This window comes from Nocardia panacis (assembly GCF_003598715.1).
GTDB lineage: Bacteria > Actinomycetota > Actinomycetes > Mycobacteriales > Mycobacteriaceae > Nocardia > Nocardia panacis.
Genome location: NZ_QZFU01000041.1, coordinates 98,755 through 123,603 on the forward strand (window position 1 = coordinate 98,755; position 24,849 = coordinate 123,603).

At 68.9% G+C, this 24,849-nt stretch carries 22 protein-coding genes; 14 read left to right on the forward strand and 8 right to left on the reverse strand.

All coding sequences use genetic code 11. The features are described from left to right. Both D5S18_RS28520 and D5S18_RS28525 read right to left on the reverse strand, forming a co-directional pair. A complete protein-coding gene (locus D5S18_RS28520) occupies nucleotides 1–1,533 on the reverse strand; it encodes a glycerol-3-phosphate dehydrogenase/oxidase (RefSeq protein WP_120044211.1) in 1,533 nt (510 codons plus the stop codon). Next, entirely contained in the window at nucleotides 1,533–2,144 is a 612-nt protein-coding gene (locus D5S18_RS28525; RefSeq protein ID WP_120044212.1) for a TetR/AcrR family transcriptional regulator, read from the reverse strand. Before D5S18_RS28525 ends, D5S18_RS28520 begins: the two co-directional genes overlap by 1 nt. Nucleotides 2,145–2,275: 131 nt before the next feature. On the opposite strand from D5S18_RS28525, the gene D5S18_RS28530 reads away from it, so the two are divergent. Together D5S18_RS28530 and D5S18_RS28535 are read left to right on the forward strand one after the other, a co-directional pair. Beyond that, nucleotides 2,276–3,853 carry an FAD-binding oxidoreductase gene (locus D5S18_RS28530; RefSeq protein WP_120044499.1) on the forward strand — a complete coding sequence of 526 codons (1,578 nt, stop codon included), beginning with the start codon at nucleotides 2,276–2,278 and terminating at the stop codon, nucleotides 3,851–3,853. Next, complete coding sequence (locus D5S18_RS28535) at nucleotides 3,850–4,803, forward strand: diacylglycerol kinase family protein (protein ID WP_120044213.1); 954 nt, start codon at nucleotides 3,850–3,852, stop codon at nucleotides 4,801–4,803. Before D5S18_RS28530 ends, D5S18_RS28535 begins: the two co-directional genes overlap by 4 nt. On the opposite strand, the gene D5S18_RS28540 is transcribed toward D5S18_RS28535, so the two are convergent. Continuing rightward, a complete protein-coding gene (locus tag D5S18_RS28540) occupies nucleotides 4,804–5,403 on the reverse strand; it encodes a helix-turn-helix domain-containing protein (RefSeq protein ID WP_120044214.1) in 600 nt (199 codons plus the stop codon). Nucleotides 5,404–5,496: 93 nt separating this feature from the next. Between D5S18_RS28540 and D5S18_RS28545 the strand changes: the two genes are divergently transcribed. The 10 genes from D5S18_RS28545 to proB all read left to right on the forward strand — a co-directional run bounded on the left by D5S18_RS28545 (nucleotide 5,497) and on the right by proB (nucleotide 19,013). After that, nucleotides 5,497–6,438 carry an NAD(P)/FAD-dependent oxidoreductase gene (locus tag D5S18_RS28545; protein ID WP_120044215.1) on the forward strand — a complete coding sequence of 314 codons (942 nt, stop codon included), beginning with the start codon at nucleotides 5,497–5,499 and terminating at the stop codon, nucleotides 6,436–6,438. A gap of 276 nt (nucleotides 6,439–6,714) precedes the next feature. Further along, nucleotides 6,715–9,393, forward strand: coding sequence for a valine--tRNA ligase (locus D5S18_RS28550; protein ID WP_120044216.1), 2,679 nt, complete (start codon nucleotides 6,715–6,717; stop codon nucleotides 9,391–9,393). 74 nt (nucleotides 9,394–9,467) lie between these two features. Beyond that, nucleotides 9,468–10,838, forward strand: a complete 1,371-nt coding sequence (gene folC, locus D5S18_RS28555) for a bifunctional tetrahydrofolate synthase/dihydrofolate synthase (protein WP_120044500.1) — start codon at nucleotides 9,468–9,470, stop codon at nucleotides 10,836–10,838. Further along, a complete protein-coding gene (locus D5S18_RS28560) occupies nucleotides 10,835–11,254 on the forward strand; it encodes a DUF4233 domain-containing protein (protein ID WP_120044217.1) in 420 nt (139 codons plus the stop codon). Before folC ends, D5S18_RS28560 begins: the two co-directional genes overlap by 4 nt. 38 nt (nucleotides 11,255–11,292) lie before the next feature. Continuing rightward, entirely contained in the window at nucleotides 11,293–11,709 is a 417-nt protein-coding gene (ndk, locus tag D5S18_RS28565; RefSeq protein WP_120044218.1) for a nucleoside-diphosphate kinase, read from the forward strand. A gap of 454 nt (nucleotides 11,710–12,163) precedes the next feature. Further along, entirely contained in the window at nucleotides 12,164–15,259 is a 3,096-nt protein-coding gene (locus D5S18_RS28570; RefSeq protein WP_120044219.1) for a translation initiation factor IF-2 N-terminal domain-containing protein, read from the forward strand. 386 nt (nucleotides 15,260–15,645) lie between these two features. Continuing rightward, entirely contained in the window at nucleotides 15,646–15,957 is a 312-nt protein-coding gene (gene rplU / locus D5S18_RS28575; protein ID WP_120044220.1) for a 50S ribosomal protein L21, read from the forward strand. 42 nt (nucleotides 15,958–15,999) lie between these two features. Beyond that, the gene (rpmA, locus tag D5S18_RS28580) at nucleotides 16,000–16,266 is read left to right on the forward strand and encodes a 50S ribosomal protein L27 (protein WP_120044221.1); all 267 of its coding nucleotides are present in this window, start codon (nucleotides 16,000–16,002) and stop codon (nucleotides 16,264–16,266) included. Nucleotides 16,267–16,378: 112 nt separating this feature from the next. Then, entirely contained in the window at nucleotides 16,379–17,833 is a 1,455-nt protein-coding gene (gene obgE / locus D5S18_RS28585) for a GTPase ObgE (RefSeq protein WP_120044222.1), read from the forward strand. Nucleotides 17,834–17,891: 58 nt separating this feature from the next. Continuing rightward, complete coding sequence (proB, locus tag D5S18_RS28590) at nucleotides 17,892–19,013, forward strand: glutamate 5-kinase (protein ID WP_439651182.1); 1,122 nt, start codon at nucleotides 17,892–17,894, stop codon at nucleotides 19,011–19,013. A 76-nt stretch (nucleotides 19,014–19,089) separates the two neighbouring features. Here proB and D5S18_RS28595 read toward each other — a convergent pair whose 3' ends face one another. The 5 genes from D5S18_RS28595 to D5S18_RS28615 all read right to left on the reverse strand — a co-directional run bounded on the left by D5S18_RS28595 (nucleotide 19,090) and on the right by D5S18_RS28615 (nucleotide 22,568). After that, on the reverse strand, nucleotides 19,090–20,136 hold the full coding sequence (locus tag D5S18_RS28595; RefSeq protein ID WP_120044223.1) for a WXG100 family type VII secretion target: 1,047 nt from the start codon (nucleotides 20,134–20,136) through the stop codon (nucleotides 19,090–19,092). 28 nt (nucleotides 20,137–20,164) lie between these two features. After that, a complete protein-coding gene (locus tag D5S18_RS28600) occupies nucleotides 20,165–20,539 on the reverse strand; it encodes a hypothetical protein (RefSeq protein WP_120044224.1) in 375 nt (124 codons plus the stop codon). 82 nt (nucleotides 20,540–20,621) lie between these two features. Beyond that, nucleotides 20,622–21,335 (reverse strand): ESX secretion-associated protein EspG, encoded by a 714-nt coding sequence (locus D5S18_RS28605; protein ID WP_120044225.1) that lies wholly within the window; start codon nucleotides 21,333–21,335, stop codon nucleotides 20,622–20,624. 149 nt (nucleotides 21,336–21,484) lie between these two features. Continuing rightward, the gene (locus D5S18_RS28610; RefSeq protein ID WP_120044226.1) at nucleotides 21,485–22,066 is read right to left on the reverse strand and encodes a hydrolase; all 582 of its coding nucleotides are present in this window, start codon (nucleotides 22,064–22,066) and stop codon (nucleotides 21,485–21,487) included. Between the two features lie 61 nt (nucleotides 22,067–22,127). Further along, a complete protein-coding gene (locus D5S18_RS28615; RefSeq protein ID WP_120044227.1) occupies nucleotides 22,128–22,568 on the reverse strand; it encodes a MarR family winged helix-turn-helix transcriptional regulator in 441 nt (146 codons plus the stop codon). A gap of 105 nt (nucleotides 22,569–22,673) precedes the next feature. Here D5S18_RS28615 and ligD point away from each other — a divergent pair, with 105 nt between their 5' ends. Beyond that, a complete protein-coding gene (gene ligD, locus D5S18_RS28620) occupies nucleotides 22,674–23,633 on the forward strand; it encodes a non-homologous end-joining DNA ligase (protein WP_239004059.1) in 960 nt (319 codons plus the stop codon). 141 nt (nucleotides 23,634–23,774) lie between these two features. Further along, a complete protein-coding gene (locus D5S18_RS28625; protein WP_120044229.1) occupies nucleotides 23,775–24,728 on the forward strand; it encodes a D-isomer specific 2-hydroxyacid dehydrogenase family protein in 954 nt (317 codons plus the stop codon). Nucleotides 24,729–24,849: the final 121 nt, after the last annotated feature.

A 24,849-nucleotide genomic window follows, 5' to 3' on the forward strand; every position in this document is an offset into this window, starting at 1 on the left:
TCAGTCGAAGAGCTTTTCGGCAGCGGGCAGGGCCGCTGCCCGGTCCTCGGCGACCAACCCGATGCGGGTGCGTCGGTCGAGAAGGTCCTCGGGCGTCAATGCGCCTTCGTGGGAGATGCCGTAGGCGAATTCCGCCGCGGTGACATCTATTCCGGGTGCGACCGGTTCGCGCGAGGACGGATCCGCCGACAGGACGACCGATGCCGCACTGCCGTAGCGCTCGATGAGCAGCGGGGGGATCGCCAGTCTGTCGCGCGCCGCGCCGGATACCGCCCCGACGAGCGGCAGCCGTCGGGTCCGACACGGACCCGCGGCGATGCCGACGCGCGCGACGGCGGCATCGATCGCGTCCTCGGCCATGCGTCGGTAGGTGGTGAGTTTGCCGCCGACAATGGTGATGATGCCGGAGGGGGAGTGCAGGACCGCGTGCTTGCGGGAGATATCGGCGGTGCTGTCCTCGGCGGTCTTCAACAGTGGACGCAGGCCGGCGAAAGAACCGCGAATATCGCCGCGGGTCAGGGGTTCCCGCAGTGCCTGGTTGATGGTGTCGAGCAGGAAGTCGATCTCGGATTCGCTGGGCTTCGGTTCGTCCGGAATGGGGCCGGGCGCGTCCTCGTCGGTGAGGCCGAGGTAGACGCGGCCGTGCGGGGCGGGCAGGGCGAAGACGAACCGGCTGATACTGCCCGGCACCGGCACGGTGAGCGAGGCGGTGAGCCCGCCGAAGGCGGCGGCGTCGAAGACCAGGTGGGTGCCCCGGCTCGGACGCAGTTCGATGCTCTCGTCGACCGTATCGGCCCAGACGCCGGTGGCATTGACCACCGCGCCCGCGCGCAGGTCGAGGGTCGCGCCGGTCAGCGTATCCCGCAGGGTGGCCGAATTGCCTTGCACTGCGATGGCTTCGACCCTGGTGAGGACGGTCGCGCCCGCCGCCGCGGCCGTCCGGGCCAATGCGACTACCAATCGGGCGTCGTCGACCAGTTGACCGTCCCACGCTTGGAGGCCGCCGCGCAGCCCGGCCCGCCGCACCGTCGGCGCGAGCCGCAGCGCCTCGGCCGCCGCCACCCGGCGTGCGCGCGGCAGCAGCGCGGGCGGTGTTCCCGCGCTGCGACGCAGGGCGTCTCCCGCGACGAAGCCCGCCCGGATCAGCGTGCGCTGCGACGGTCGGATCTGCGGCAGCAGCGGCACCAGTTGCGGCAGCGGACGCACGAGATGCGGTGCGGTGCGCCGCATCAGGATGCCGCGCTCGACCGCGCTCTCGTGCGCGATGCCGACCTGTCCGCTCGCGAGGTAGCGCAGCCCGCCGTGCACGAGTTTGGAACTCCACCGGCTGGTGCCGAACGCCAGATCGTGTCGCTCGACAAGTACGGTGCGCAGTCCGCGGGCGGCGGCGTCGAGTGCCGCACCCGCGCCGGTGACGCCGCCGCCGATGACCAGCACATCGACCTGTGGGTCGTCGCCGAGTGCGCGCAGTTCCCGCGCGCGTCGTGCGGCGTTGAGCGCCGAATCTCCGGTGGTGCGCGTATTCCGGGTCATCACAAGCCCTTTCCTAGCGGGTCCAGGTATCCGCTCAGCGCGGCGGTGAGTTCGGTGTCGAGGTCGGGTCCGGCGAGCAGTGCGGCGACGGTGCCTGCGGATTGGACCGCCGACTGGGCGATGAGCAGCAGCATGGTCGCCATCTGCTCGGGTTCGCCGCCGCGAATGGATCCGTCCTGCTGTCCGAACCTGATGCTTGCGGCGAACAGGTCGATGAGCATGCGCTGATTGCGCCCGAGTCGACCGAAGACGTAGGTCAGCATCAGGTCGGTGTCGGTGCGAAAGATCTTGTCGAACAGCGGATTCGTGCGGACGGTCGCCGCGCCCGCGACAATGCCGTCGACCAGTCTGGCGCGGCCGGTTCCGGTGGTGGGCATGGCGACGGCGACGATCTCGCGCAATTCGCGCACCAGCAGTTCCGCCACGAGCGATCCGGTATCGGGCCAGCGCCGATAGACGGTGGGCCTGCTGACACCCGCGCGGCGGGCCACCTCGGTGAGGGTGGTCCGGCGCATCCCGAATTCCCGCACGCAGTCGCGCGCGGCCGCCAGGATCGCGAGATCGATTGCGGAAAGCGGGATTTCGGCCTCGGTGCGGCCGTGGTCTGGCATGCGGGAATCACCACCGGAGTTCGAGGTATCGTTACTGCTTGACAGTCTATGTCAAACTGTAACGCATGGTCGAGACGCAGCGACAGGACAGCGCCGCCGACAGTCCCGCGACGAGCGGCGATACGGCGGGTATGGTGTGGGACGCCTGGGGTATTCCGGCCGGACACAAACCGCTCTCGGCGCAGGTCCGCAATCTGCTCGCGCAGGTCTTCGGAATCTCCGGCGACCCGTTGGCGCGCCGCGACGAGGGCGATGTGCCGCTGCGCGCGTCCGCGCTCCGGCAGGACGCGCGCGCGGGTTTGAGTGCGGTGGTCGGTGCGGCGCATGTCTCGGTCGACCACGATGATCGGCTGCGGCACGCGGGCGGCAAGAGCACCCCGGATCTGCTGCGTCGCCGGGCGCAGGGTCCGCAGGATGCCCCGGATGCCGTCGTCTTCCCCGCCGATCACGAGCAGGTGCTCGCCGTGCTGGCCTACTGCGCCGAGAATGCCGTCGCCGTGGTGCCTTTCGGCGGCGGCACCAGTGTGGTCGGCGGTGTCGAACCACTGCGCGGCCGGTTCGCGACGGTCATCGCGCTGGATCTGCGGCGGCTCGACACGGTCACCGGAATCGATCCGATCAGCGGCACGGCGGTGCTCGGTGCCGGGCTCACCGGCCCGCGCGCCGAGGAATTGCTTGCCGCGCACGGACTTTCGCTCGGCCACTTCCCGCAGAGCTTCCAATTCGCCAGTATCGGCGGATTCGCGGCGACCCGCTCGTCCGGACAGGCATCGGCGGGCTACGGCCGTTTCGACGACATGGTTCAGCGTCTGCGGGTGGCCACCCCAAGCGGCACAATGGATATGGGCCGCGCGCCCGCCTCGGCCGCCGGACCTGATCTGCGCGAGCTGTTCGTGGGCTCGGAGGGCACGCTCGGGGTGATCACCGAGGTCACCGTGCGGGTGCACCCGGTGCCGGAAACCACTGCGTACCAGGCGTGGTCGTTCCCGGACTTCGCGACCGGAGCGGCGGCACTGCGCGCGGTGGTCCAGGCGGGCGCCGCGCCCACCGTGCTTCGACTGTCCGACGAGGCGGAGACCGGCGTGAACCTGGCCCGTGCGGGCGATATCGGCGGCGCGGCGGTGACGGGTTGTCTAGCCGTCACGACCTTCGAGGGCAGCGCCGCGCACGTGGCCGCGCGCAGCGCCGAGGCGTACGACCTGCTGGCAGCCGCGGGCGGAAAGGCACTGGGGGAGACTCCGGCCCGCGAATGGGAGCACGGCCGCTTCGCCGCGCCCTATATGCGCGACGCGCTCCTGGATCTCGGCGTGCTCTGCGAAACCCTGGAGACCGCGACCAATTGGTCGAACCTGTCCGAGCTGAAGGCGAAAGTCACTGCGGCGCTGACGGATTCGCTCACCGCGCAGGGCACCCCCGCACTGGTGATGTGCCATATCTCGCACAGCTACCCGACCGGCGCCTCGCTGTACTTCACCGTCATCGCCAAACAGCTCGATGACCCGATCGCCCAGTGGCACAGGGCGAAAAACGCCGTGGGCGACGCGATCGTGGCGTCGGGCGGCACCATCACCCACCACCACGCGGTCGGCGCGGACCACCGCCCCTGGATGTCGGCCGAGATCGGCGAACTCGGCGTGCGGGTGCTGCGCGCGGTCAAGGCCGAATTGGATCCCACGGGCATCCTCAATCCTGGAAAGCTGGTTCCGTGAACCAGGTTTCGCCGCGCAGACTGACCGTCGTCACCAATCCGCTGTCCGGACTCGGCAAGGGCGAGCAGGCGGCCGTCCCGGCATTGGCCCGGTTCGCCGCGCGCGGTGCGGTCGTCACCGAGATCCGCGCGGATTCGGCCGCGGCCTCGGTTCGGCTGCTGCGCGAGTCGATCGAGCGGACCCGACCGGACGCGGTGGTGTGCGTCGGCGGCGACGGCCTGATCGCGGTGCTGCTGCCCGCACTGGCCGAGACCGGTATCCCGCTCGGCATGGTGCCCGCGGGCACCGGCAATGACCTGGCCAGGGAATTGGGTGTGCCGACCGATGATCCGGCCGCCGCGGCGGATCTGGTGCTGGACGGGCGGATTCGCGTCATCGATCTGGGCCGCATCGAAGCGGGCGGTCCGCGCACCGAGCCGATGTGGTTCGCCACGGTCACCGGCACCGGACTCGATGCGCGAGTCACCCTGCGCGCCAACGCGATGCACTGGCCGCGCGGTCGGCTGCGCTATACCGTCGCGGCACTGGCGGAACTCTCGGGCGGGCTCACCGTGCCCTACCGCATCGAGTTGGCCGGTGTCACCGCCGAGGGCTTGGCCAATCCGGGCGCGAGCGCCGACACCGTCGTCACGACCGAGGCCATCATGGTCGCGGTCGGCAATGCCCGCACCTACGGCGGCGGTATGCGGATCTGCCCGGACGCGCTGCTCGACGACGGCCTGCTCGATCTCACGGTGGTCGGTGCGCTGTCCCGCCTGGAGATGCTGCGGTTGCTGCCCGCCTTGGCGGCGGGCAAGCGGCTGGATCATCCGCGGGTCGAGCAGTATCGGGCCGCATCGATCACGCTGAGCGCGCCGGGCGCGCCCGCGACGGCCGACGGCGAACCCGCGGGCATGCTGCCGCTCACCATCCGGGTGGCGCCGGGCGCGCTGTCGGTGCTGACGCCCTGATCACGCCCGTTTCCGGAAGGTGTGCGGGGTGGTGCGCGCCCGCAGGTGCATGCGCTCGCCCTGGGTGCCGAACAGGCTGAGGATCTCCACCGGACCGCGTCCGGTGCTGCCGAACCAGTGCGGTTGCCTGGTGTCGAATTCGGCGGCCTCGCCGGGGCCGAGCACCAGATCGTGTTCGGCCAGGATCAGCCGCAGATGTCCGGCCAGGACGTAGAGCCACTCGTGACCGTCGTGCACCTTCGGTTCGGGTTCGGTGCGCTCGGGTCCGATGATCATCTTGTACGCCTGGAGCGGTCCCGGCTGCCTGGTCAGCGGAATCACGGTGTTGCCGTTCACATTCCGGGCCGTGGTGTGCACCCTGGGATCGGCCACCCTCGGTCCGGAGATGAGCTCGTCGAGCGGCAGTTCGTGCGCGGCGGCGATGGGCAGCAGCAGTTCCAGGCTGGCCTTGCGCTGGCCGGATTCCAAACGCGACAGCGTGCTCTTGGAAATGCCGGTGGCCTCGGCCAACGCGGTGAGCGTCATATTGCGCCGGGTGCGCACCGAGCGCAGGCGCGGGCCTATGGTGGCCAGTGTCTGAGCGATAGCCTGCTGGGTCATTTCCCCAGTGCACACCCCATTCCCGATATTGGCAAAATTCGTTGCCGAAACAGCTCTGGTGCGTGCAGGGTGGTCGGCGGAGGTGGACGACTAATGACTGAACAGATATACGACACGGTGGTTATCGGCGGCGGAGCGGCGGGCCTGTCCGCGGCATTGGTACTGGGCCGCGCGATGCGACGGGTGGCCGTGGTGCGCGGCGGCGCCGCGCGAAATGCCCCGGCCCAGCATATGCACGGCTACCTTTCCCGCGAGGGGATGCCGCCGCACGAACTGCTGACCCTGGGCGCGGCGGAGGTGGCCGACTACGGCGGCGAACTGCTCGACGACGAGGTGAGCTCCGCCGAGAAGGCCGCGGACGGAAGGACATTCACGGTCCGCCTGGTCAAGGGCGGCGAACTGCGCGCCCGCAGACTGCTGGTGGCCACCGGCCTGCGCGATGTGCTGCCCGAGATTGCGGGCGCGGCCGAGCGCTGGGGCCATGAGGTGCTGCACTGCCCGTACTGCCACGCCTACGAGGTCCGCGATCAGCGACTGGCCGTGATCGGCGGCACCGAACCCGGCGCGCTGGCCAGGGCCTTCCATCTGGGCGTGCTGGTGCCGCAGTGGTCGCAGGACACCATGTTCTTCCCGCACACCATGCTCTTGAGCGCGGAACAGCGGGCGCGGCTGGCCGGGCGCGGTGTCATCGTCGTCGACGGCGAGGTGGTTCGGTTCGTCATTACCGACGATCGGTTGCGCGGTGTCGAACTGGCCGACGGTCGGATCATCGAACGCGATGCGGTCTTCGTCGGCCCCACGTTCGTCCCCAACGCGGCGGTGCTGGAGAGCCTCGGCGCGACGTTCGACGCGGCGGGTTGGCCGGTGACCGATCCGAGCGGGCAGACCACCGTGGCCGGAGTGTGGGCGGCGGGCAATGTCAACAATCCGGGCGCTCAGGTGATCACCGCGGCGGGCGCGGGTTCGACCGCGGCCATCGCGCTCAACGCGAGTCTGGCCGAGGAGGATTCACCCGTTCCGGCCGCCTCGATGTGACGCGCCCCACCGCACCCTCGGCAGGCCGCGCGAACAAGCCCGATTTCCGTGGCGAAAAAGGTCGGAAGCTGAGAATTACTTGAGGATTCCAGGCTCCGACCTGGAACGGCGGTAAGCTACAAGGCATAGGCGGAGTGTTCGGTGTCCCTCATCCACCGAAGACTCCGCCTAGTTTTGTGTCCGGGATCCCCCGATGGATTGCCTTGCGGCCGAACCCTTCCGGCGTGCCGTGCGGGTCTGCGAAATCCCGTCGGCAACGGTCATTAGAATCGCGGGGTGACCAGCGCAACCCCTGACAACACGCGTAATCGTGCCGATGCCCTGCCCAAGAACTGGAATCCCGGTGCGGTAGAGGCCCCGATGTACGAGCGCTGGGTAGCGGCCGGTTATTTCACCGCCGATCCGAGCAGCGCCAAACCGCCGTACTCGATTGTGCTGCCGCCGCCGAATGTCACCGGCAATCTGCACATCGGCCATGCCCTCGATCACACCTTGATGGACACGCTGACCCGCCGCAAGCGCATGCAGGGCTACGAGGTGCTGTGGCTGCCCGGCATGGATCACGCGGGCATCTCCACCCAGACCGTGGTGGAGAAGCAGCTCGCCGTCGACGGCAAGACCAAAGAGGATTTCGGCCGCGAACTGTTCGTCCAGAAGGTCTGGGACTGGAAGCGCGAATCCGGCGGAGCCATCCAGTGGCAGATGCGCGCCCTCGGCGACGGTGTCGACTGGAGCCGCGACCGGTTCACCCTCGACGCGGGCCTCTCGCGCGCGGTGCAGACCATCTTCAAGCGCATGTTCGACGCGGGCCTGATCTACCGCGCCGAGCGCCTGGTGAACTGGTCGCCGGTGCTGCGCACCGCCATCTCCGATATCGAGGTCAAATACTCCGATGTCGAAGGTGAGCTGATCTCGCTGCGCTACGGCTCGCTCGACGACGCCGAACCGCACGTCATCGTGGCCACCACCCGGGTGGAGACCATGCTCGGTGACACGGCGGTGGCCGTGCACCCGCAGGACCCGCGCTACCAGGCCCTCATCGGCGCCACGCTGTACCACCCGATCACCGGCAAGCAGATTCCCATCGTCGCCGACGACTATGTCGATCCCGAATTCGGTTCCGGCGCGGTGAAGATCACCCCCGCCCACGATCCGAACGACTTCGAGATCGGTCTGCGGCACGGTCTGCCCATGCCGACGATCATGGACGAGCGCGGCCGAATCGCCGATACCGGAACCGAATTCGACGGTATGGACCGATTCGAGGCGCGGGTGGCCATCCGCGAGCGCCTGGCCGCCGAGGGGCGCGTGGTGGCCGAGAAGCGGCCGTACCTGCACAGCGTCGGCCATTCCGAGCGCACTGGCGAACCGATCGAACCCCGGCTGTCCATGCAGTGGTGGGTCAAGGTGGAGTCGTTGGCCGAGGCGGCGGGCGACGCGGTGCGCAACGGGGACACCGTGATCCACCCCGCCAGTTCCGAACCCCGCTGGTTCGACTGGGTCGACAATATGCACGACTGGTGCATCTCGCGCCAGCTCTGGTGGGGCCACCGCATTCCGATCTGGTACGGGCCGGAGGGCGAGGTCATCTGCGTCGGTCCGGACGAGCAGGCCCCCGAGGGCTACGTCCAGGACCCGGATGTGCTCGACACCTGGTTCTCCTCGGGCCTGTGGCCCTTCTCCACCATGGGTTGGCCCGATGCCACACCCGAACTCGAGAAGTTCTATCCCACCAGCGTTCTCGTCACCGGCTACGACATCCTGTTCTTCTGGGTGGCCCGGATGATGATGTTCGGCACCTTCGTCTCGCGCGACATCGCCCTGAACGTGGGCAAGGACGGCGACTATCAGATGCCGTTCCGGGATGTGTTCCTGCACGGCCTGATCCGCGACCAGTTCGGCAAGAAGATGTCCAAATCCCGCGGCAATGGCATCGACCCGCTCGAATGGATCGAGCAGTACGGCGCCGACGTGCTGCGCTTCGCCTTGGCGCGCGGGGCGCAGCCGGGCAGCGACCTGTCGGTCGGCGAACCGCACGCCTTGGCCGCGCGCAGCTTCATCACCAAGGTGTTCAACGCGGGCAAACTCGCCCTGATGAATGGCGCGCGCCCCGGCGATCTGCCCGCCCGCGCCGCGCTCACCGACGCGGACCGCTGGATTCTCGACAAACTGGAAGAGGTTCGCGCCGAGGTGGATTCGGCCCTGGACGGGTACGAGTTCGGCAAGGCGTGCGAGGCGCTGTACCACTTCTTCTGGGACGAATTCTGCGACTGGTACCTGGAATTGGCCAAGGTGCAGTTCGCCGAGGACGACGCCCGCGCCGAGGCCACCAGGGTGGTGCTGGGCACCGTGCTGGATGCGTCGCTGCGGATGCTGCATCCGGTCATCCCGTTCGTCACCGAATCGCTGTGGCAGGCGCTCACCGGTGGTGAGTCCATCGTCGTCGCGCCGTGGCCCACCGCCACCGGTATCGAACCGGATACCGGTGCGGCGCGGCGTATTTCGGACGCGCAACGCCTGATCACCGAGATCCGCCGGTTCCGCAGCGATCAGGGCCTGGCCGAGAAGCAGAAGGTGGCCGCCGCCCTGGTCGGCTTGGACGCGGCCGAGCTCGGCGGTCATGAGGAGTCGGTGCGCAGCCTGGCGCGGCTCACCGCGCCCGCCGACGGATTCGCCGCCACCGCCACGCTGGAGGTGCCGCTCGGCGTAGGCACTGTCACCGTCGAACTGGATACTTCCGGCACCGTCGATCTGGACGCCGAACGGCGCCGCCTGGAGAAGGATCTCGCCGCCGCCCAGAAGGAATTGGTCGGCACCGAGGCCAAGCTCGGCAACGAGGCGTTCCTGGCCAAGGCCCCCGAACAGGTGGTCGACAAGATCAAATCCCGCCGTGCGGCGGCCACCGCCGAGGCGGACCGGATCACCGCGCGCCTGACGGAGTTGAGCGGCAAGTGAACGACGAACCGGAACCGCAGCACGGCACGGCCGCCCGACTCGGCGCCGGACCGTCCCCGGTCGAACTGGCCGAGATGGCGCTGGTCGAGGCCGAACTCGACCGGCGCTGGCCCGAGACCAAGATCGAGCCGTCGCTCACCCGCATCGCCACCCTGATGAATCTGCTCGGCTCGCCGCAGCAGACCTATCCGGCCATCCACGTCGCGGGCACCAACGGCAAGACCTCGGTCACCCGGATGATCGACAGCCTGCTCACCGCGCTGCACCGACGCACGGGTCGAATCACCAGTCCGCACCTGCAACTGGCCACCGAGCGGATCAGCATCGACAATGCCCCGATCAGCCCGGCCCACTACGTCGCGACCTACCGGGAACTGCTGCCCTACATCGAGATGATCGATAAGCGTTCCGCGGCCGAGGGCGGTCCGGCCATGAGCAAATTCGAGGTGCTCACGGCGATGGCGTACGCGGCCTTCGCCGAGGCCCCCGTGGACGTGGCGGTGGTGGAGACCGGCATGGGCGGCACGTGGGACGCCACCAATGTCATCGACGGGCAGGTCGCGGTAATCACCCCCATCGGCCTTGACCACACCGACTACCTCGGCCCCGATCTCGCGTCCATCGCGGCGGAGAAGGCGGGCATCATCAAGCGCGCGCCCGAGGGGCTGATCCCGCACGACACGGTGGCCATCATCGCCGAGCAGCAGCCGGAGGCCATGGAGGTGCTGCTGCGCCGGGCCGTCGAGGTCGACGCGGCGGTGGCCCGCGAAGGTTCGGAGTTCCGGGTGCTGGCGCGGCGCGTCGCGGTCGGTGGTCAGCAGCTGGAATTGCAGGGCCTCGGCGGGGTCTACGACGACATCTTCCTGCCCCTGCACGGTGAGCATCAGGCCCGCAACGCGTCGCTGGCCTTGGCCGCGGTCGAGGCGTTCTTCGGCGCGGGTGCGGGCAGGCAGCTCGATATCGAGGCGGTGCGCGCGGGCTTCGCGAACGCGACCAGTCCCGGCAGGCTCGAGCGGATGCGCAGCGCGCCGACCATCTTCATCGATGCCGCGCACAATCCGGACGGGGCGCGGGCGCTGGCCGCCGCGCTGAACGCCGAATTCGATTTCCGCAAACTGGTCGGGGTTCTCGCCGTCCTCGGCGACAAGGACGCGGCCGGCATCCTCGAGGCCCTGGAACCCGTTTTCGACGAGATCGTGGTCACCACCAACGGATCCCCGCGCGCGATGGATGTCGAGCGGCTCGCCGACCTGGCGGTGCAGCGCTTCGGCGATGAGCGGGTGATCCAGGCCGCCACACTGCCCGACGCTTTGGAGACGGCCATCGCGCTCGCCGAGGAAATCGGCGAGGCGGGGGAGATGGTCTCCGGCGCAGGCGTGGTGGTGACGGGATCGGTCGTCACCGCAGGCGCCGCCCGCGCACTGTTCGGAAAGGATCCGCAATGACGGAGTCGAACGGGGAACAGTCGAACGGCGAGCAGCCCTCGCCCCCCGACCCGTGGAAGGGCCTGCGCGGTGTGATGGCCGGGACGTTGATCCTGGAGGCCATTGTGGTGCTGCTGGCACTGCCGGTGGTCGGATCGGTCGGCGGCGGCATCACCTGGCTATCGGGTGGCTATCTGGTGGCGCTGGCGGTGATCATGATCCTCGGTGCGGGTGTGCAGCGGCGTTCCCGGGCGCTGCCGTTCAATCTCGCGCTGCAGGTATTGACGATCGCCGGGATGTTCATCCACGTATCCATCGGGGTCATCGGGGTGCTGTTCGCAGTGGTGTGGGCCTTCATCCTGGTGCTGCGATCGGATGTCAAGAAGCGGATGGAGCACGGTCTGCTGCCCGGTCAGCGGATCCGACGTTCCTCCTGAGGCGGCCGTTCGGCACGGCGGCCACTATGCTTTGCGCCGTGACAGAGCAGACGTTGGTACTTATCAAGCCGGACGGTGTCGCCCGTGGCCTCGTCGGCGAGGTGCTCACCCGTATCGAGCGCAAGGGCCTGAAGATCAAGGCCCTGGAATTGAAGAATGTCTCCGAGACGCTCGCGGGCGAGCACTACGCCGAACACGCCGAGCGGCCGTTCTTCGGATCCCTGATCGAATTCATCACCTCCGGCCCGGTCGTGGCGGCCGTCCTGGAGGGTCCGCGGGCCATCGCCGCCTTCCGTCAGATCGCGGGCGGCACGGACCCGGTCGAGAAGGCCGTCCCCGGCAGCATCCGGGGCGACTTCGCGTTGGAGACCCAGTACAACCTGGTACACGGCTCGGACTCGCCGGAATCGGCCAAGCGTGAGATCGCGCTCTGGTTCCCCGAGCACCCGGCCTGATCATCGACCCGCGCCGTGCGCTTGTCCACCGGGCTCACCGGCCGAGCCGAGCGCCTATGGCAAAGCTTCGGCGCACGGTGTGGGATACTGGCACTGGTTGCCTTCTATGCCGATAGTTCGCGCAGGTACGCGAGTTGTCGGTGCCGTGGCAGCCGGATGACACCGCGGTTCGCTGCCGATCATCGCTGCCGAAGGACCATCGACCTGTAATCCGGGTCCGTGGCACACCGAGGCACGCTGGATGATCGCGCAACCCACGGAGGTTCAGCCAACAGCCAGGCGCCGCGTGACCAGTTAGCCCGACGACGAGAACAACAACGGTGATAACCGGGCACGCGGGGCGAGACCAAACGATTCGCGCCAGCGGGCGCGCATCGATAACGGACAGTGCCCCCGCGTCGGCCGCTTCACTCCGTACCGGGAGGGACGCGCCCGGGGGCCTCGAGGAGACTTCGTGGCCGATCAAGAGCCGCTGGACACAACAAAACAGGATGCCGAACAATTGCCGGAGCGAATCCGAGTGCATGCGCTGGCCAAGCTGCTGGGTACCACGAGCAAGCGCGTCCTGGCCAAGCTGAGCGAGTTGGGAGCCGAGGCGCGCAGCGCCCAGTCGAACGTGGACCGCGCCTTCGCGGCATCCGTGGTCGACGCATTGGGTCCGCGCGCGTCCGAAACCAGCGAACAACCACCCGCGCCCGCCGAGGTCGCGCCACCCGCCGAGCCCGCTCCCGCTGAACCGGAAGCGGTCGTCGAGGTCGTGGCCGAACCCGAGTTCGAGCCGCAGCCCGAGGCCGCGGCGGTCGCCGAACCGGGAATCGCCGCGGGGCCGCTGTTCGCGGCCGCCCGGCCCGAACCCGAGCAGCTATTCACCAGTGCCGTCCAGGAAGCGCCGCATGTCGCGGAGCCGATCTTCCAATCGGCCGTGGTGGCACCCCTGTTCCTGCCGCCGGACGCGGCCGTCGCCGAGGAGGCGCGCCGCAGGCGCAAGGCCGAACGCGAGGCCCGCCGCGCCGAACGGCCCGCCCCCGAGCCGGTCGAGGAGGAGCAGGAGCCCGTCGAGGACGAGGCCGACAACGCCGAGCACGGCGAGGACTCCGAGGATCATCCGCGGCGGCGCAGGCGCGGTCGGCGCGGTCGCGGTCGGGGCCGGGGCGAACAGCAGGCCGACGCCGAATCCGATGAGGACACCGAGGGCGAGTCCGCTGAAGGCGAGTCCGCCGAGGGCGAGGACGTAACGTCCACCGAATCGGTCGAACCGGCGCAGCGGCAGGCCGATGAGGAAGCCGCCGACGCCGACGACGACTCGGAGTCCGACGGATCCAGCCGTCGCAGGCGTCGCCGTCGCCGTCGCAAGGTGGCGGGCGAATCCGGCGAATCCGAACCGTCCGACGACGATCCGCCGAATACGGTGGTGCACGAGCGCGAGCCGCGCAACAAGAGCCGCAGCCGCGCCGTCGCCGTCGACGAGGTCCAGGGCATCACCGGCTCCACCCGGCTCGAGGCCAAGCGGCAGCGCAGGCGCGACGGCCGCGAGGCGGGCCGTCGGCGTCCGCCCATCCTCACCGAATCCGAATTCCTGGCCCGCCGCGAGGCGGTGGACCGGGTCATGGTGGTGCGCGAGAAATCCTTCCCGGATCACGCCGCCGCCACCCAGGTCGCGGTGCTCGAGGACAGTGTCCTGGTCGAGCACTTCGTCACCAATACCGGCTCGGCGTCCATGGTCGGCAATGTCTACCTGGGCAGGGTCCAGAATGTGCTGCCCAGCATGGAGGCCGCCTTCGTCGATATCGGTCGCGGCCGCAATGGCGTGCTCTACGCGGGCGAGGTCAACTGGGAGGCCGCCGGACTCGGCGGTCGGGAACGCAAGATCGAACAGGCGCTCCGGCCGGGCGATCAGGTGCTGGTCCAGGTCTCCAAGGATCCGGTCGGGCACAAGGGCGCACGGCTGACCACCCAGATCAGCCTCGCGGGTCGCTTCCTGGTGTACGTGCCCGGCGGCACCTCCACCGGGATCAGCCGCAAACTGCCCGACACCGAGCGCAAGCGGCTCAAGGAGATCCTGCGCGATATCGTGCCCGCCGACGCGGGCGTGATCATCCGCACCGCCTCCGAGGGTGTCAGCGAGACCGAACTGGCCCGCGACGTGGAGCGGCTCCAGGCCACCTGGCGCACCATCGAGAAGGCCGCCGCCAATCGGGACTCCGGCTCGCCCAAGACGCTGTACGAAGAGCCGGACCTGTTGGTCAAGGTCATTCGGGACCTGTTCAACGAGGACTTCTCCCGACTGGTCATCGAGGGCGATCGGGCCTGGAGCACGGTGGAGACCTACATCCGCACCGTCGCGCCCGACCTGCTGGCCAGGGTGTCACGCCACGACAACAACGGCGTCGACGTCTTCGAGACCTACCGCATCGACGAGCAGTTGGCCAAGGCGCTCGACCGCAAGGTGTGGCTGCCCTCGGGCGGCACCCTGGTCATCGACCGCACCGAGGCCATGACCGTCATCGACGTCAATACCGGCAAGTTCACCGGTTCCGGCGGCAGCAACCTGGAAGAGACCGTCACCAGGAACAATCTGGAGGCGGCCGAGGAGATCGTGCGCCAGATGCGGCTGCGCGATATCGGCGGCATGATCGTCGTCGACTTCATCGATATGGTCCTCGAATCCAATCGGGACCTGGTGCTGCGCCGACTCACCGAGGCGCTGGGTCGCGACCGCACCCGCCATCAGGTCTCGGAGGTCACCTCGCTCGGCCTGGTCCAGATGACCAGGAAGAAGCTGGGCACCGGCCTGGTCGAGGCCTTCTCCTCCACCTGCGAGCACTGCCACGGACGCGGCATCATCGTGCACACCTACCCGGTGGAGCCGGCCGCCGTCGAGGAAGGCGCGGCGCGCACCCGCGAGACGGGCTCGCGGCGCAGGCGTGGCCGCGACAAGTCGGCGGCTCCCGCCGAACCTGTCGTGGCGACCAATGGGACCGCGGCGCACGGCGATTCGGTCGAGGAGGATGCGGCCGTCAAGCGGGCGCATCCGGTGGCGTTGGCCATGGCGGCGCATTTGGTTGAGGAGCCGGTGCACGGGGAAGCGGTTGCGGCCGGGGATGATTCGGTCGAGACCGAGTCTGTGCTCGCCGATTCGGCCGACACTGTGTCCGATTCGGCCGGTGCCGAGGTGGTCGAGAGTCGGTCCGAATCGGGATCGCGACCCGTGGAGACCGGTGTTGTTGTCGCCGAGGCGGATTCGACTCGCGTCGAGGCGGGTCGGACGCCGAAGGTCACCGAAAGCGGTGCCGTCGAGACGGTTTCCGTGTCGGCGCCCGAGCCCGAACCCGCGCACCGCAATGGCACGGCCCGCAGGCGCAGGGTCGCCCGTTCGACCGCCGCGCCCGCCGCGGATTCCGCCGGTGCGGTCTTCGTGCTCTCCGCCGAGCAGCAGCCCGCCGCGCCGATCGATTATGTCGGTCAGGACGCGGTGGAGGTGCCGCATCGGGCTCGGCCGCGCAGGCGGGCGGTTGGCCGTCCGGCGGGCGCGCCCGAGGCAGAGGCCTGACCGGGAACTCGGTTCGCGGAATCGAATCGGAATAGCCGCAGTGGTCCCCGTCGCATTCGATGCGACGGGGACCACTCGCTGTGTGGGTCGTGCCGCTACCTGGTGCGTCTCGCCCGTCATGCCCCGCAAACCCGGCTCGGGATTGCGCCGCACCCGGTTTGGTTGTGGTGGCGCCCGTCCTGTAGCCTTGGACAGTCGCTGCCCGGTGACAGTGTGTTCTGTCGTTACACACAGAGCCTGTCTTCGTGGCCCGGTAGAGGGTCATCGGTCAGCCAGGGCGGCGGCAATACCAGACCAGTCGTGGCGGTTTCCGGCGGAGTGATCCGGCCGGAGGGTCGCCATGAGCAAGTGCACAGCACTTTTAGAGGAAGAAGGGCAGCCGACCGATGGCAACGTACGCGATCGTCAAGACCGGCGGAAAGCAGTACAAGGTCGCGGTCGGTGACCTGGTGAAGGTCGAGAAGCTCGAGGGTGAGCCGGGCACCGCTGTGGCGCTGTCCCCGGTCCTGGTGGTCGATGGCGCCCAGCTGACCACCGATGCGGAGAAGTTGGCCAAGGTCTCGGTATCGGCCGAGATCGTGGACCAGACCAAGGGTCCGAAGATCCGCATCCACAAGTTCAAGAACAAGACCGGCTACCACAAGCGTCAGGGTCACCGTCAGAAGCTGACGGTTCTGAAGGTCACCGGCATCAAGTAAGCGACTACGGGGTGCACACCCCAGGTACGAGGAGTTCCCACAATGGCACATAAGAAGGGTGCATCCAGCTCCCGGAACGGTCGCGACTCCAACGCCCAGCGGCTCGGCGTGAAGCGGTTCGGCGGCCAGTCCGTGAACGCGGGCGAGATCCTGGTCCGCCAGCGCGGTACCCACTTCCACCCCGGCGTCAATGTCGGTCGCGGTGGCGACGACACCCTGTTCGCCCTGGCGGCGGGTGCGGTGAAGTTCGGCATCAAGCGCGGCCGCAAGACCGTCAATATCGTCACCCCGGAGCCGGCCTCGGCCTGACGCCGCCACTCCGAACGACGTAAGCGGGTCAGGGTAGACAAACCCTGGCCCGCTTTCGCGTGTAGGCACACCGCCGCGAGTACGACCCTTCCGAAGGAGGATGATTCGGCGTATGTCCAAGTTCATCGACCGTGTCGTACTTCATGTGCGCGCAGGCAAAGGCGGCCACGGCTGCGCCTCGGTGCATCGAGAGAAGTTCAAACCGCTCGGCGGACCCGACGGCGGCAATGGCGGCAATGGCGGGGATGTGATTCTCGAGGTCGACTCGAATGTGCACACCCTGCTGGACTTCCACTTCCATCCGCACGCCAAGGCGGGTAGCGGCAAACCCGGCGAGGGCGGCAATCGCGACGGCAAGATGGGCGCCGACCTGGTGCTGAAGGTACCCGACGGCACCGTGGTGCTCGATCGCGACGGCGCGATGCTCATCGACCTGGTCGGTGCGGGCAATCGCTTCGTCGCGGCCAAGGGCGGACGCGGCGGACTCGGCAATGCGGCGCTGGCCTCGCGGGCGCGCAAGGCCCCCGGTTTCGCGCTGCTCGGCGAGGAGGGCGAGGAGAGCGATCTCGTCCTCGAACTGAAATCCGTCGCCGACGTCGGCCTGGTCGGATTCCCGTCGGCGGGCAAATCCTCGCTGGTCTCGGTGCTGTCGGCGGCCAAACCGAAGATCGCGGACTACCCGTTCACCACGCTGGTGCCGAATCTCGGTGTGGTCGCCAGCGGCGACACCACCTTCACCATCGCCGATGTGCCCGGCCTGATTCCGGGCGCGAGCGCGGGTCGCGGCCTCGGGCTGGACTTCCTGCGGCATCTCGAGCGCTGCGCGGTGCTCGCGCACGTCGTCGACTGCGCGACGCTGGAGCCCGGTCGTGATCCGGTCTCCGATGTGGACGCGCTGGAGGCCGAGTTGGCCGCCTACAAGTCCGCGCTTAGCGCCGATGCCGGTCTGGGTGATCTGGCCGATCGGCCGCGCGTGGTCATCCTGAACAAGACCGATGTCCCGGACGCGGCGGAACTGGCCGAGATGGTCACCGCGGAGTTCACCGCGCGCGGTTGGCCCGTCTTCGAGATCTCGGCGGTCACCAGGGACGGGCTGCGCCCGCTCACCTTCGCGCTGGCCGACCTGGTGCGCCAGTACCGGGAGGATCATCCGAAGGCGGCGCCGAAGCGGCAGGTGATCCGACCGATCGCGGTGGACGACACCGGTTTCCGGGTGCTGCCCGATCCGGAGGTGCCGGGCGGGTTCATCGTGCGCGGCACCAGGCCCGAGCGCTGGGTGCGCCAGACCCAATTCGACAACGACGAGGCCGTCGGCTACCTGGCCGACCGGCTGGCCCGCCTCGGTGTCGAGGATCGACTGGTCAAGCTGGGTGCACAGCCCGGCGCGCCGGTCACCATCGGCGATGTCACCTTCGACTGGGAGCCGCAGATCTCCGCGGGCATCGATATGGTGCCCACCGGGCGCGGCACCGATATCCGCCTCGAACAGTCCGACCGGATCAGCGCGTCCGAGCGCAAGCACGCCTCACGGGTGCGGCGCGGCCTGGTCGAGGACGAGCAGGAGTAACGGTGGGTTGGCATATCCGCGCTGCGGATTCGATCGCGGGGCAAGGGGTTCGATAGTCATGCGGGTCGGGGTCGAGGCGTTGAGCGAGGCGCGGCAGGCCATTGTCGCGGCCCGCAGCGTGGTGGTGAAGATCGGGTCCTCGGCGCTGACCAGCCTGCGATCCGGGCTGGATATCGAACGACTGGACCGCCTCGCCGACGCGGTCGAGGCGCGGATGCGCGCCGGATCGGATGTGGTGGTCGTCTCCTCCGGCGCCGTCGGCGCGGGCCTCGCGCCGCTCCGATTGACCAAGCGCCCCAAGGATTTGGCCACCAAGCAGGCCGCGGCCAGTGTCGGTCAGCTCGCCCTGGCGCACGCCTGGGGCACCTCGTTCGGCCGCTATGGCCGCACCGTCGGACAGGTGTTGCTCAGCGCCGACGACTTCGCCCGGCGCGAACATCACCGCAATGCCCAGCGCACCCTCGATCGGCTGCGCTCGCTGGGCGCCATCGCGGTGGTCAACGAGAACGACACCGTCGCCACCGAGGAGATCCGCTTCGGCGACAATGACCGGCTCGCCGCACTGGTCGCGCACCTGGTGGGCGCCGACGCGCTGGTGCTGCTGTCGGATGTCGACGGCCTCTACGACGGCGATCCGCGCAAGGGCGGCGCGCATTTCATCCCCGAGGTGCGCGGCAGCGCCGACCTCGACGGCGTCATCGCGGGCAGTGGGGGTGCGCTCGGCACCGGTGGCATGGCCTCCAAACTGTTGGCGGCACGGCTGGCCGCCGACGCGGGCGTGCCCGTGCTGCTGGCCGCCGCCTCCGACGCGGCCGCCGCGCTCACCGCGGGCACCGTCGGCACCGCCTTCGCCGCTCGTCCCACCCGCATGTCGGCCCGCAAGTTCTGGGTGCGTCACGCGGCCGACAGTCGCGGCGCGCTCCTGCTGGACGCGGGCGCGGTGCAGGCGGTCTCCGACCGTCGCCGCTCCCTGCTCGCGGCGGGCATCATCGGTCTGCGCGGCACCTTCTCCGGTGGCGACGTGGTCGATCTCGTGGCCCCCGACGACCGCGTCGTGGCGCGCGGTGTCGTCGAATACGACAGCGTCGAACTCGAAGGGATGCTGGGGCGTTCCACCGCGGATCTTCCGGAGAATATGCGCCGGGCGGTCATTCACGCGGACGATCTCGTAAAGGTCTGATACACAGCGCGTTCGGTCTTGGGGACGGTAGTCGCGCGTGCGTCCTCGCGCCGCCCGACGGGCTCCGGCCGCCGGGTCAGCTCGGGATGACGCCCGGTTGGTCGGTGTCGGGGCCGGTGCGGTGCGTGGCCGGGATGGGACCGGTGATACCCGGTTGGCCGCCGGGGTCCTGATACGGGGCCGGTTGGGTCGGGGGTGGGATGACGCCCGGTTGACTCGGTGTGGGTGCGGCGGGCGCCGGGGCAGGCGGTTGGCTCGGTGGGGTCTGCGGTTGCGGTGCGGGCGCCTGTTGCGGTTGCGGTTGCGGTGCGGGCGTGGGGGTTTGCTCGATAGGGGGTGCCGGGGCGGGGGTCGGATGGGGCTGGGGGGACGGCTGTGCCGGTTGCGGCTGTTGGTTCGGGACCTGTTGGGGGGCTTGATAATCCGGTACCGACGGGGTGGTTCGCGGAGTTTGCGGGGCGTGGTCCTCGTGCGCCGGGGGAGTGGGGTCCGGCTCCGGTTGCGGGTCGGGGGCCTGCCACCGTGGCGGCGGGGTGTACTCCGGGGCGGGCTGATACGAACGCGACTGCGCCGGAACGGGTTCCGAGCTGTCCGGCGCGGAGGGCAGAGCCGGGACATCGGTGCCCGCCGCGCTGTAGGCGGGCTTGTAGATCATATTCATGGCCAGCACGGCTTCCTGGCGCAGCGTCTCGGCCACCATCTGCGCGTCGATGACGTGGGCCGCCTCCAGCACCTGCGCGATCGCCCCGATCGGGCCGACATCGCCCGGCGGCGCGACCGCGATCTTCACCGCCTCGGCCGCCGCCGCGACACCGCCGAGCCGCGCGCCGACCTGACCGAGAACGGCGGCCAGTTCGTCGACCGAGGCGGCGAAGCTGCGGGTGCTCTCGTAGGCGGCCTCGGCGGCAGCGCCCTGCCAGCCCATCGTGTTCATCGCCCGGTCGGCATTGAGGCGGCCGAGCGGGAACGCGGCGGCCAGGGTGCCCGCCACCTCCAGCCAGGCTCCCGAGATCTGCAGGATGGCGGCGGCATCGATCTGCTGGGCCTTCGCGTAGATCTCCTCATGGGTCATCGACTCGAAATGCTCCATCGAGTTGATATAGGTGGGGTCCGTTCCGGTCATGACCGCCCCTCGCGCGCCCGCCGCCCGCTCACCGGGGCAGCCTCGACGAAACCGCCCGCAGCGCCGCGGCATTGGCGGCGTCGGCCTCCTCGTAGAGTCCGGCGCTGAGCAGGAATGCCTCCTTCATCCGGTAGGCGGCCTCGATATAGCGGTCCAGCAGGGCCGCCGCGTCGCGCGCTTTGTGACCGAAACCCGCCTGTAGTTGCTGGGCGGAGATGAAGCCGCCGAAACCCTTCGGGTCGGAGACGCTTTCGAGCTGCTGCTGCAGGTTCATCAACTGCTCGGCCTGGTTGTCGTACATCTCGGCGCATTGGCGCGCCGCGGCCGGATCGAATCGGACACCGCCGCTTTGGACCTGCTGCCGGAACCGCGCGATATCGGCTCGGCTGGTCTCGATCGTCATGGTGCACCCCTGGATCGGTCGGTCCGCTCAGCGTAACGGCAAGCCGAGCGTCCGGTCAGCAATAGTGGTCGGTCCGCGCCGCTCAGCGTGCCTGTGCGGGAATGCGTTTCTGAAGCTGCTGGGCGATCTGCTCGGCCGCGGCGGGCACGATGTGCACCTCGGCTCCGGCGCGAATCAGGTATCGCCCATCGCCTTTGACATCGATCCAGGTGTAGTGGACCGGTGGGGGCGGCGCGGATTGGTCCAGGCGTGACTCGACACGGATATGTCCTTCCGCCGTATGGGGTTTGAGCAGCAGTCTGCGGATGAGCTGCGCGCCGCGCTGCGCGGGCGCCATGGTCTCCTCGTCGCGCACGTCGCCTGCTCTGGCCGCGCGCGCGGGCTCCCGACCCGCCGGGGTGTTCGGGAGCGCCGCGGCGATCCTGGCGCCGAGTTTGCCCGCATGGCCGATCGAGATCCGTACCTGCCCACCGTAATCCGGCGATCGGCCGGGTTCCTGGACGGCGAGTACGGCGTGATCGAAGATGGCGCAGGCCAGCAGCCGCAGTTCGCTGCCGGGCCGGTGGCCGCCGCCGACGGCGATGATGCGGGTGTGCGGGGCGGAAAGGATGCGCAGACAGGCCGACAGATCGGGATCGGCGCCCAGTGGCAGTCGTTGGCTCAAGTGCGCCCGCAGTTTCTCGGCCTCGGTGTCGGTGCGCGGCGTCTCCAGAACGCGGATCGGATACGGGTGTCGATCCGTATCGGTCTCCCGCCAGACGTGGGCGAACTCGTCGGGCGTGAAGGTCCAGCTCACCCTTGATCACATCCTCACCGCACCCACGAACTTGGGGGTAGCCTATCCGGGCGGCCGCCCCGCCGCCCAAATCTCGGCAACTAGATCCCGAACCCCGCGCGCGGCAGGGCCGCGTTCGCCGACGAAGCCCGATGCATGGTACGGCCGAGTCAGCGTGTCTTGTCGAGGATTTCGACAATCTCGGTGGTGGTTCCGGTTTCGCCGAGGCGCGGGAAGATCTTGCCGACACTGTGGCGGTGGGCCTCGGTATCGGAATCGGTCATGGCGTCGGTGGCCAAGGCGAGGTGATATCCGTGCTCGTGCGCGGCGCGGGCGGTGGATTCCACGCCGATACTGGTGGCGATCCCCGCCAGCACGATCTGGGTGATGCCGCGGCGGCGCAGTTGCAGATCCAGGTCGGTGCCGTAGAACGCGCCCCAGTTGCGCTTGGTGACGTGGATATCGCCGGGATGTCCGGCGATTTCGTCCACGATCAGATCCCAGCCCTCCGGCGGCAGTCCGCCCGGTTGCGGAGATTCGTTGCGCCCCTTGGGCGAATCGGCCCAGTCGGGTGCGAAGCTGACCCGCACCAGCACCACCGGAAGTCCGTGCGCGCGGAAGGCGTGGGCCAGCGTCGCGGAGTTGGCGATGACCTCGGCGGCGGTGTGCGGTGCGCGCGGACCCGCGAGGACGCCGTGCTGCAGGTCGATCAGCACGAGCGCGGTCCGCTCGTCCAGGGTGGTGACGGCCATAATCCATTCCTTTCGAGGGTGAAACAAACTGTGGGGCAAGTCATTCGGACGCGTGTGAACGTCACGATCGGGAGACCTCATCGAGCAGCGCCATGGCCTCGACGATGGTGCGGCGCTGGGTCTCGGAGAAGCGATCGTGCAGTGCGCGGGCCAACCATTCGATCCGGGCCGCGCGGTCGCCCAGCGCCATGACCCGTCCGGAGTCGGTGAGCGAAAGCACCTGTCGGCGACCATCTTCCGGGTCCGGGCTGCGGGTGAGCAATCCCTCCCGGTCCAACGCCGCGACCGTGGCGGCCATCGACTGCGGGCGCACCCGTTCGGCGGCGGCCAATTCGCTCGCCGAGGCAGGCCCTTCCTTCTCGAGGCGATTGAGCACCGAGGCTTGGGAGGGGGTCAGATCCCCGTCGGTGGCCAGTTCGAGCATTCTGCGCCGCAGTCGGTTGAATACCACCCGCACGTCATTGGCGGCGCGGACGGCGGATTCGGAGATCGTCTCGTCCATGCGGCCCACGGTAAATTAATCAGTCCGAACTGTCCAGTTGTAACTGTTCAGTTTGAGCTGCTGATTATCGGGCGGGCGGTCGTGGCAGCGGCTATGGTCGGACGGGTGGCAGGCAAGTCGGCGGCACCCGCGGTCGAGATCCCGGTGGGCGACCACCTGGTGCGCGTGTCCAATCCGGACCGGATCTACTTCCCGCAATCCGGTGCGACCAAGCTCGACCTGGTTCGCTACTACCTGTCGGTCGGTGACGGCATCGTCAACGCGCTGCGCGAGCGTCCGTGCATGCTGCATCGCTTCCCCAAGGGGCTCGCCGGGGAGAAGGTGCACCAGAAGCGACTACCCGCGGGCGCGCCGGACTGGATCGGCACGGTGCGCGTCTACTTCCCCCGCTACGGCCGGCACGCCGACGAACTGTGCGTGCGGGAGTTGGCGGATATCGTATGGGCGGTCCAGATGTCGACCGTCGAATTCCACCCGTGGAACTCCCGCGCCGCCGATACCGAATCCCCCGACGAGTGGCGCATCGACCTCGATCCCATGCCCGAGTGTCCGTGGTCGCGGGTCCAGCGGGTGGCGGGCGTGGTCCGCGAGACGCTCACCGAACTCGGCGCGGTCGGTTTCCCGAAAACCTCCGGCGGCAAGGGAATTCACATCTATGTGCGGATCGCGCCGGAACACGGCTTCCACGAGGTGCGCCGCGCGGCGCTCGCCTTCGCGCACGAGGTTCAGCGCCGCGCCCCGGCGGATGTGACCACCACTTGGTGGCGGCGCGACCGCGATCCGCGGCAGCTATTCGTCGACTACAACCAGAACGCCCGCGACCACACCATCGCCGCGGCCTATTCGGTGCGCGGCGTCCCGTCCGCCACCGTGTCCACCCCCGTGCGCTGGGACGAGATCGAGGATATCGACCCGCGCGATTTCACCATCGCCACTGTGCCGCAACGCTATGCGGCACTTGGTGATCTGCACGCCGACATCGACGCCGAGGTCTTCCGGATCGAACCGCTGCTGCAGTGGGCCGACCGGGACCGGATCGTGGAACTGCCCGACGACGCCTCCTGAGCGCGTTGCATAATGGGCGCTGTCGGCGTAGCCGTCCTTGGACCTGCGCATGACCGGAGCGTTTGCGGAGGAACGCCCGAGGTCGCAACCGCGCTGTGTCGTGCGGACATTCGCATATCACCTACCCGAGGAGGACCTCCGATGAGCCGACCAGAGATCTGCCCGGTGGCCATCGGTCCCGCCGTGCCGCCGCCCGCGCTGTTGGAGAAGGCGGTCTTGGAGGCGGGTGCGCGGGTCGCGCCCTTGGCCGAGGCGCGGGCGCTCATCTGGTCCGGCGGGATCGCGGAATTCCCGAGCGAGCTACCCGTGAATATCGAATGGGTGCAACTTCCCGCCGCGGGGGTCGAGGACTGGTTCGACGCGGGCATCCCGCAACGGCATTCGAGTATTCGATTCACCTCCGCCGCAGGCGCTTTCGCCGCCAGCGTGGCCGAGCACGCGCTCGCGATGCTGCTGGCCGGGGTGCGCTACCTGCCCGAGCATCTGCGGGCAACGCGGTGGCGGCAGCAGGACTTCTTCCCGCATGTGGCCACCCTGCGCGGCAAGACCGTCACCATTGTGGGCGCGGGCGGTATCGGGCGCGCGCTGATTCCCATGCTCCTTCCGCTGGGCACCCATGTCATCGCGGTCAATCGGACGGGACATCCGGTGACCGGTCCGGGTATCGCGGAGACGGTCGAGACGGTATCGGCCGCCCACCTCGGCAAGCTGTGGTCGCGCACCGATCATGTGGTGGTGGCCGCGCCCGCGACCGTGCACACCCGCCACCTGATCGGCGCGGACGAGCTGTCCCGGTTGCAGCCGAGTTCCTGGGTGATCAATGTGGCGCGGGGCAGTCTCATCGATACCAACGCGCTGGTCGCCGCGCTCGCCTCGGGCGCGATCGGCGGCGCCGGACTCGACGTCACCGATCCCGAGCCGCTGCCCGAGGGGCATCCGCTCTGGTCCCTACCGAATGCCATTGTCACGCCGCATGATTCGAACCCGCCGCAATTGCGGTTGGGGGCGTTCGCCGATCATGTCAGCGCCAATGTCGCGCGGTTCGCCGCCGGGGCGCAACTGCTGGCTCCCGTTGAGGTCGAGCGCGGATACTGAGCGATGGGGGAGCCCGGTGCACCGGGCTCCCGTAAAGCCCTACGTTGAATGTGCCATTGACAAATGGCACATTCAACGATGATTCTCGAACCATGACCGGGTCAACGAGGACTCGCCGGAC